Here is a 7,107-nt window from a genome sequence, read left to right on the forward strand (position 1 = left end):
TCTAGGCTGGTCAGTGTGAACACGAGCTTGCTTCACGAGTGGAGTCAACTGTTCGGAGAGGAAAGCCGCCCTGTAGATCAAACCCCCTTGCTTTACCCCGTGACATTAGACGAGCAGGGGGCGATATCTGCTCTCGCCGCAGTCACTCAGCGTCTAGGAGGGCTTGGTCCTAGCATAAGCGGAGGGTATCACGAACGGGGCTCTAAGGAGGCGGGCGTCATTCGCGAAGAGAGTGCGAGCCCCAGACGCTTCTCGGATGTGGTATTGCAGGGTCCGCACTTCTCCGTCGGGCTTCCATTCTACAAGGTCCCCAAGGTTCCTTGCAGGAGTATTCAGGACTGGCTTCTAGTGGATCCGGATCGCTTGCCTTCTTCGGCAGTTCCGGCAACTAACTATGTGCGGGCATGTGATTTAGGCCGTTACGAAGCTGTCCAGGATCAGTGGGGCGGCAGGCGCTACACGGATTACTACCGTCTTGCCTGGCGCCGAAGGATATCGTTCGATGGCGAGAGATCTCTTTTCGCGGCGCTGATTCCGCCGGGCCCTGCGCACGTGGATTCTGTGCACTCGCTCGCATTGCTAAATGACCGAGACACCGTCGTTAACGCGGGCTTCTGGGCGGCTCTACCATTGGACTACATGCTCCGAATCACCGGCCGAGCTGACCTACGGGGGGCTGATGCGGTAAACATGCCGGGTGCTATGGCTGATCACCCGTTGGCTAGCGCTCTTTTGATACGAGCGCTGCGCCTTAATTGCCTCACAGTGGCCTACCAGAGGCTCTGGGAGGATTTGTGGCACTCCGCAGGCCTGTCATGTGAGTCGTGGGCGCTAGAATGGCCAGGCCTAGGTGCACTTGCTGACGTTCCAGCTAACTGGGGTCGGGAAACTGCCCTACGAACAGAGCGTGCGAGACGGGCGGCTTTAGTTGAGATCGATGCTCTGGTTTCAGTATGGCTTGGAATAACGGCCGACCAGCTCGTCGCAATCTATCGTTCACGTTATCCGGTCTTAGCGAATTATGACCGAGGGGCGTGGTTCGATTCGAAGGGTCGGAAACTCGCCGCCAGTCACAGCGCATTTGGCTTTGGCCAAAGCAAGGAGCACTACGACCAGTTGATTGCATACCTGAACGACCCGGAGCGGAACCTGCCACCAGAGGGGTATGCGACGCCATTTTACAAAGCGGATCGGGAGAACGAGTATCGGCAGGCGCATGCCGTGTTCAGTAAGCGGCTTCAGGATGCGATCGACGAGGGCTGGCAACCGTCGTAGCCTGCTACCCCTCCTCCACCCCAAAGGAGAGCAGATGGCTCCGAGTAACCACCAGAAGCACCAGGCTGGGCGGCACCTCGCGGTGGCGGAGGCCCTGTTGCACGGCCTTTCGGCAAGTCTGCACGGTCCGCAGACCTTCGTGACGATTAGCGGTAGGACTGCGGCTGTGCAGGTTGCCGCGCAGGGCGGGTGGATGGTCGCAGACATCGACCGGATGACGGCGATGTCGGTTGATGTCTACGTCCTCGTGGACGTGACCGAGGGACGTCGGGACTTCTATGTCGTGCCCGGAGACGACCTGCGTGCCGGGGTGCGCGAGCGGCACGACGAGTTCATCGCAAGCGTCGGCGGTGTTCGTCCGCGTAACCCGGAGAGCCGGCACACGGCTATCTACCCGAAGGACGTGGAGGCGTGGCGGGACCGGTGGTCGTTGTTCGAGGACGTGGCCCAGCCCGCAATCGGAGACGCGGCCCCCTGACTGATTGCGCGACGGGAGCGCGTCCGGCGCGTCCGCCGTCTGCGCTCCCGTCTGATGTTTGGCTCAGTGTCCAGACTTCGTAAACCGGACGAAGCTGGTCCAAGCGGCGGGGGAGAAGGTGAGGGTGGGTCCGGCTGGGTCCTTGCTGTCGCGTACGGCGACGAGGCCGGGCAGGTTGTCGGCGACCTCGACGCACGCGCCGTTGTTGTCGCCGCTGCGGGTGCTCTTGCGCCACAGGGCGCCGTTCAGCTTAGGCATTCTGGATCTCTCCAACGATCTTGTTGATCAGTTGCCTGGATTGTCCTCCATCAAGCGCCAGGGTATCGAGGCTGGACCAGACTCTTTCATAGGATGCGATCTCGGCAGGTCGGTCAAGGTAGAGCGCTCCGGTTAACGACTCGCAGTACACGACCGACGGCTCAGGGACCACCCGGTTGCGGAGAGGGAAGTCCAGCATCATGAAGGTCCCGGCGAGGGCACCGTACTGTGCGCCGGCGGCCAGGGGCAGCACTCGGATGGAGACGTTGGGCAACTCTGCGAGCTCCAAGAGATGCTTGAGCTGCTCGGTCATCGTTACCCGTCCGCCGATGTTGCGGAGCAGCACCGCCTCGGAGAGAACTGAATAGAGGGTCGGAGCCTTCGGCAACCTGCGGGTCAGGAGCGCCTTCCGTTGTCGCCGAACCGCGAGGACTTGTTCGAACTCTTCCTCACTCATTTCCCGGCGGTTCTGATAGACGCCATGGGTGTAGGCGGGCACCTGGAGCAGGCCCGGCACCAGGGACTCGTCGTAGCCGCGTAGCTTCGAGGCGACCGACTCCAGACCGACGTACATCTCGAACCAGTCCGGGATCGCCAGGCCGTACGAGTGCCACCAGCCCTTGGCCTTGGTTTCGCTGGCCAGGGCGGTGAGGGCGCTGGTCAGGTCGGGCGTCGCCCCGTACAGCTCGCACATGGCCTTGGCGTCGAGGGTGCGGACCGGGCCGAGGCCGGTCTCGATGCGCCACATCTTCTGCCGGCTCCACTGCATCGCCTCGGCCGCGCCGTCTAGTGTCATCCGCGCCTCGGTGCGTAGGTCGCGCAGCGCCCGCCCGAGCTGCCGTCGCGGCACTGTCGATCCCATGTCGTCGGCCATCGGCTCCCGCCCTCTCCGTGTTGCATTTTGTTACATCCGGACGCCATCGGTGAAACGCGCGGCCGTTGCGCCCGGGAATCAATTCCATTGGGTGCTACCACGCCAAGCAACTACGCCTCTGACCATACAAGACACCCCCGACAGCAGCCATGAACGCGTAATTCCCACGCGCGCTTATTCGGCGTACTGTCGGGGGTGGAATGGGTGGGGTGAGGTTTAGAATTCGTGGCGAATCCGGGCCAGGCCGCAGGCGACCAGCATGCCGAGAATGACCAGCCCGGCCCTCGTCCAGGGCACGTCCCTGCTCGGTCGGACGCCGATGGAGACCGCCACCGCCAGTTGAGCAGTGAGGACGAGGCAGATGACGACGCTCAGCACCCGGTAGCCGACCCCGTAGAACGACCACCAGGTCACGGTGCCGAACACGGCCGGGACGGCCATCAGCAGGCTGAGCCCGATCAACGGCGTAGCAAGCTTCCACCGCAGCAGAAGGCTTGTAGCCCAGGGCGATGTCTGTCGGATCATCTGTCGATCACCGTGGGAAGGGCAGCATGCCGGGGACGCCGCAGGCATCAACCATCGGAGCGTTCATCCATCGGATTCTGCCAAGCACGACCGGTTCGGTGGTGCAGGGAAGTAGCGGCGAGGTGAGCGTAGGGGCGTCTCACCCGGCGTCGTTGAGGACCCGGACGACCAGGACGGTCCCATCCTGGCCGAACGAGTACAGGCTGCCGTCGGCCGGCGACGCCGCCCGCCTGCCGAAGAAGATCGGCGCATCTCTCAAGTAGGCGCTGACCTGGCCTTCGGCCAACTCGCGGTAGAGGCGGCTCTCCACGCCTCGGAAGACCTCCAGGACCCTTCCCTGGCCCAGGGGTGCGCGATGCCGGGTGCCCTCCGCGGAGAGCCCGTCGGGTAGCGCGAATGTCGCTGCGCTGCTCGTCGCCCACGCGGGGTCCAGGTTGAACAGCCCCGGCTGAAATGCCGGATCCTCCGTCCCTCGCTGGCGGGGAGTGGCATAGCCGCTGGCGGCGGCGCTGTTCCCGGCGAAGAGCAGGGCGGTGGCCGCCACGGCGCGGGTCAAGATCTGGGTGAACCACCCACGCTGCTGCTCGGGGATGTCGAAGACCTGGGGTGCACCGGACGGCAACTCCTCGGCCAGGTCCGGATCGGTGATGATCTCGTCGGCGGGCGACGGTACGTCGTCGGGTGCCTGTCTCGCTTCGGGCTCCGGAGGGGAAACCGTGCGTGGTCGCCAGTACTGGTCCTCAGGGGCGGTGCTCAACAGACCATCAAGCTCCTCGTCGTCACCGGACCACAACTCGTCATCACCGGGCGGGTCGAGTACGTAGGCGGTGATCCCGGCCTGGGTGAGGTGCGAGGCGACCATCAGCGACGGTGGGTGGCTTCCGCCTACCGACAACGCCTCCACCTGTACGGCGGCTCGGGCGAGCTGTCCATGGATGAAGCTCGGCGGACCGTGAGTGCCCTTGCACTCAAGAATCACGATCTTCATCCGCCTGTGTCTCCTCGTGGCGTGATGGCCGAGCAGGATGTAGTCCGGCCGCATCTTGGTCCGCGAGACCGACTGCACTGCACCGCCGCCATCCACGAAGCCCGCCTTCAACGCCACCTCCGCGTCGACCGCGTGGAACGTCCACCCTCGATACTGTTTGCGTAACAGACGCTTGGCGACCACGAGGGCCAGGCCGATGCCCAACTGCTCGGACTGGGTCACCTTGTGGTGATAGACGACCTCGTTGGCATCCGGCGTCAGAGCGAGACGCCCACCGTTCTTGGTGAGCGTGGCGCAGTAGCGGACAGCGGCCCAGTGCCGAGCGACCTGTGACAGCGGGGACGCGGTCAACAGGGTGGTGGCCACCCCCAGCTCATGCAGCACCTGCGCGGGCGTGGTCCGCATGCCGCCCTTGCCGACGTCCACCGGCGTCAACGTCTTGTGGTGCCAGTACGCCTCGCGCTTCTTGGCGTGTGTCGTGGCGTACCGGAGCACGTCGTCGACGAGCTCGTGGGAGGAGTTGAGCGCCAGCAGCGACGGGTAGCTCAGGGACTTTACGAGTGAATCGATCTCCACGCCCACCCCCGGTGCTGACGCACTGCACGAGACAGGCACCCAGGGTGATCGAAGAATCTCAGAGTGTCAATGTTGCGTGAGTGTGCCAGCTCACTTCGTGTGCAGCAGGAAATGCGGAGAGAAGTCGGCGTACGGCCTGAGTTGCTAGGCGCGGCGGCGGGTTACAGCGAGACGATGACCGGCTGGACCTGGACGTTCTTGGTCACCTGCTGCGGCGAGGGGATGGGTGTGCTCATCCTGACCGGCGTGTTGTAGCCGTAGATGACAACCCCGTCGAGGTGGTTGGCGCCCGGCCAGTTCGACTCCAGGTGGACCACCATCTGGGTGGGGAAGTTGGTCACCTCCTCGGCGCACGCCCGGATCAGGACGACTGGACGGATCGCAAGCACGTTTGCCGAGCCCTGTCGGGTTCCGGATCTGCCGGGTGCGGTCGCCGTTGACGTCAATCGCTGCCACCCGAACAGTTACGTGGCGTCGGCCTCGGGGCCGACGTCGTCCCGGTAGGTGGCCAACGCCGCCGGCAGCGGCAGCTCGTACTTGTCGCACAGAAATCGGGTCTGGCAGTATCGCTGCGCGTCGGCGGCCACGCTGCCGAGGACTGCGGAATTCATCCCGGCACCGATGAGGACACCCACAAATGGCACGACCTTGGCGACGCTTTGCACGGGAACCGTGGCGCCGGCCGGGCCCATGTGCTGCAGCAACTTCTCAAGGGCGGCCACGAGGCGATGGTCCGCGCGGAGCTTCTCTGACCATCTCACGCGTCCCTTGATCGCGCTGGCCGCTCGTGCGGTCTCGCGCAGCGGCCCCACCTTGGCGGCCTGTGCCATGAAGGACCGGTGTACCAGGCGTTCGATGAAGAGCTGTTCGGCGGGATCTTTAGCGTCGTAGCCGTAGGAGTACGCGATGCGCGACGCGATCGACGCGCTCAGGACCTGGATGACGAGGATGTCCGCGGTCATCGCGGCAGGGATCCCGGCGACGGGGACCATGGCGAGCAGGCCCATGACGCCACCTTCGACGGCGCCGGCGGTCCGCCACCTGAGTGTGTTGCGGGTCAGGAGCCGGTCGCACACCCTGAGGTCCTGCTGCCGCAGCTCAGCGAAACTGCCGAGTTCGAGGCCGCGCTTGCGCGCGACCTTTTCGACGCCCTTCGGGTCATTGAGCTCCAGGGCCCAGGCGTTGACCAGCTCCAGCAGCGCTGCCGCGGCTTCGGCCGCCGGTCGCAGGGCCATGCCGGCAACTGCGTCGCCGCCGCGACGGACCGGCTCCTTGATCGCCTCCGGCATAGCCCTGGTGGCGCGGCTCGCGGCTTGTCGCGCGACGTCACCGGAGCGATCGAGCGCAGCGCTCGCCCAGTTCGGCAGACTACGGCGGTTGTTGCGGCGCTGCCAGTGCTCGTTGAGCCTGTCCCACACCTGTCCTTCGTACGCGCTCATCGGGGTTGTGCCGTCGACGAACGGGTCGGTGACAGTACTCATTGAGGATCTCCATTCGGCTGCGACGACTGGGACATGATGGCACTGTCGGTCGACACGTGGGTGTCCCCTTGCTGCCCGTAGTCGCAGAGGTTGCTGAGGCGCGGCAAACGACCCGTTGGGGATGCGCCCTGGGACGGGGATGGGCAAGCCACCGTGTGCACGAGGCGCTACCAGGCCGTTCAGCCCTCTGGAGATCATCTGCAAGATCGGCGAAGCTCTGCCGTACTCTGCCCGAACGCCGAACAGGGTTTTTGGGTCGGCGCGCTCCGTGTGCAGAGATCAGGAGACATACCCAGTGACCAACCCCGTGACCCCCAACCCGTCGCAGCCCGAGCACGCCGGCGGCTTCCAGCCCTCGCAGGCGGTTGCCTCCGTGAAGCCCAAGCTGGGCAAGGGAATGATCATCGGCCTCATCGTTGGTGCCCTCGTCCTGTTCTGCTGCGGAGTCGGTGTGGGATCGATCGGCAGCAACGGTGACGACAAGGCCACCGCCGAGCCGAAGGCTTCCGTGCCGGCCGTCTTGGAAGTCAGCGCCGCCCCGATCACCGTCGCCCCGACGACGACCGCGCCCACTACTGCCCCGGCCACCACGCAGGCGGCGCCGCCGCCCGCGCCGACCACCGTGATCATGCCGAACCTGGCCGGGTCCAAT

7 protein-coding genes and 1 pseudogene are annotated in these 7,107 nt (G+C 65.0%); 2 read left to right on the forward strand and 6 right to left on the reverse strand.

All coding sequences use genetic code 11. From position 1 onward, the window contains the following. The first annotated feature begins 1,468 nt into the window (after nucleotides 1-1,468). Nucleotides 1,469-1,753: a hypothetical protein gene (locus AB0H52_RS31140; protein ID WP_357951850.1), complete on the forward strand. Its 285-nt coding sequence runs from the start codon at nucleotides 1,469-1,471 to the stop codon at nucleotides 1,751-1,753. Between the two features lie 63 nt (nucleotides 1,754-1,816). Here the strand turns inward: AB0H52_RS31140 and AB0H52_RS31145 are convergent, their stop codons facing one another. The 6 genes from AB0H52_RS31145 to AB0H52_RS31170 form a co-directional block, all read right to left on the reverse strand. Then, complete coding sequence (locus AB0H52_RS31145) at nucleotides 1,817-2,011, reverse strand: DUF397 domain-containing protein (protein WP_357951852.1); 195 nt, start codon at nucleotides 2,009-2,011, stop codon at nucleotides 1,817-1,819. Beyond that, the gene (locus tag AB0H52_RS31150) at nucleotides 2,004-2,885 is read right to left on the reverse strand and encodes a helix-turn-helix transcriptional regulator (RefSeq protein WP_357951854.1); all 882 of its coding nucleotides are present in this window, start codon (nucleotides 2,883-2,885) and stop codon (nucleotides 2,004-2,006) included. Before AB0H52_RS31150 ends, AB0H52_RS31145 begins: the two co-directional genes overlap by 8 nt. A gap of 216 nt (nucleotides 2,886-3,101) precedes the next feature. Then, nucleotides 3,102-3,410 carry a hypothetical protein gene (locus AB0H52_RS31155; protein WP_357951856.1) on the reverse strand — a complete coding sequence of 103 codons (309 nt, stop codon included), beginning with the start codon at nucleotides 3,408-3,410 and terminating at the stop codon, nucleotides 3,102-3,104. Between the two features lie 139 nt (nucleotides 3,411-3,549). Continuing rightward, the gene (locus AB0H52_RS31160; RefSeq protein WP_357951858.1) at nucleotides 3,550-4,974 is read right to left on the reverse strand and encodes a hypothetical protein; all 1,425 of its coding nucleotides are present in this window, start codon (nucleotides 4,972-4,974) and stop codon (nucleotides 3,550-3,552) included. A gap of 161 nt (nucleotides 4,975-5,135) precedes the next feature. Continuing rightward, nucleotides 5,136-5,363, reverse strand: coding sequence for a hypothetical protein (locus tag AB0H52_RS31165; RefSeq protein ID WP_357951860.1), 228 nt, complete (start codon nucleotides 5,361-5,363; stop codon nucleotides 5,136-5,138). Nucleotides 5,364-5,438: 75 nt separating this feature from the next. Beyond that, a complete protein-coding gene (locus AB0H52_RS31170; protein WP_357951862.1) occupies nucleotides 5,439-6,455 on the reverse strand; it encodes an EcsC family protein in 1,017 nt (338 codons plus the stop codon). A 295-nt stretch (nucleotides 6,456-6,750) separates the two neighbouring features. Between AB0H52_RS31170 and AB0H52_RS31175 the strand changes: the two are divergent. Beyond that, nucleotides 6,751-7,107 (forward strand): annotated as a pseudogene (locus AB0H52_RS31175) (hypothetical protein); the annotation flags it as partial.

It is taken from the genome of Micromonospora sp. NPDC050695 (assembly GCF_040654415.1).
GTDB lineage: Bacteria > Actinomycetota > Actinomycetes > Mycobacteriales > Micromonosporaceae > Micromonospora.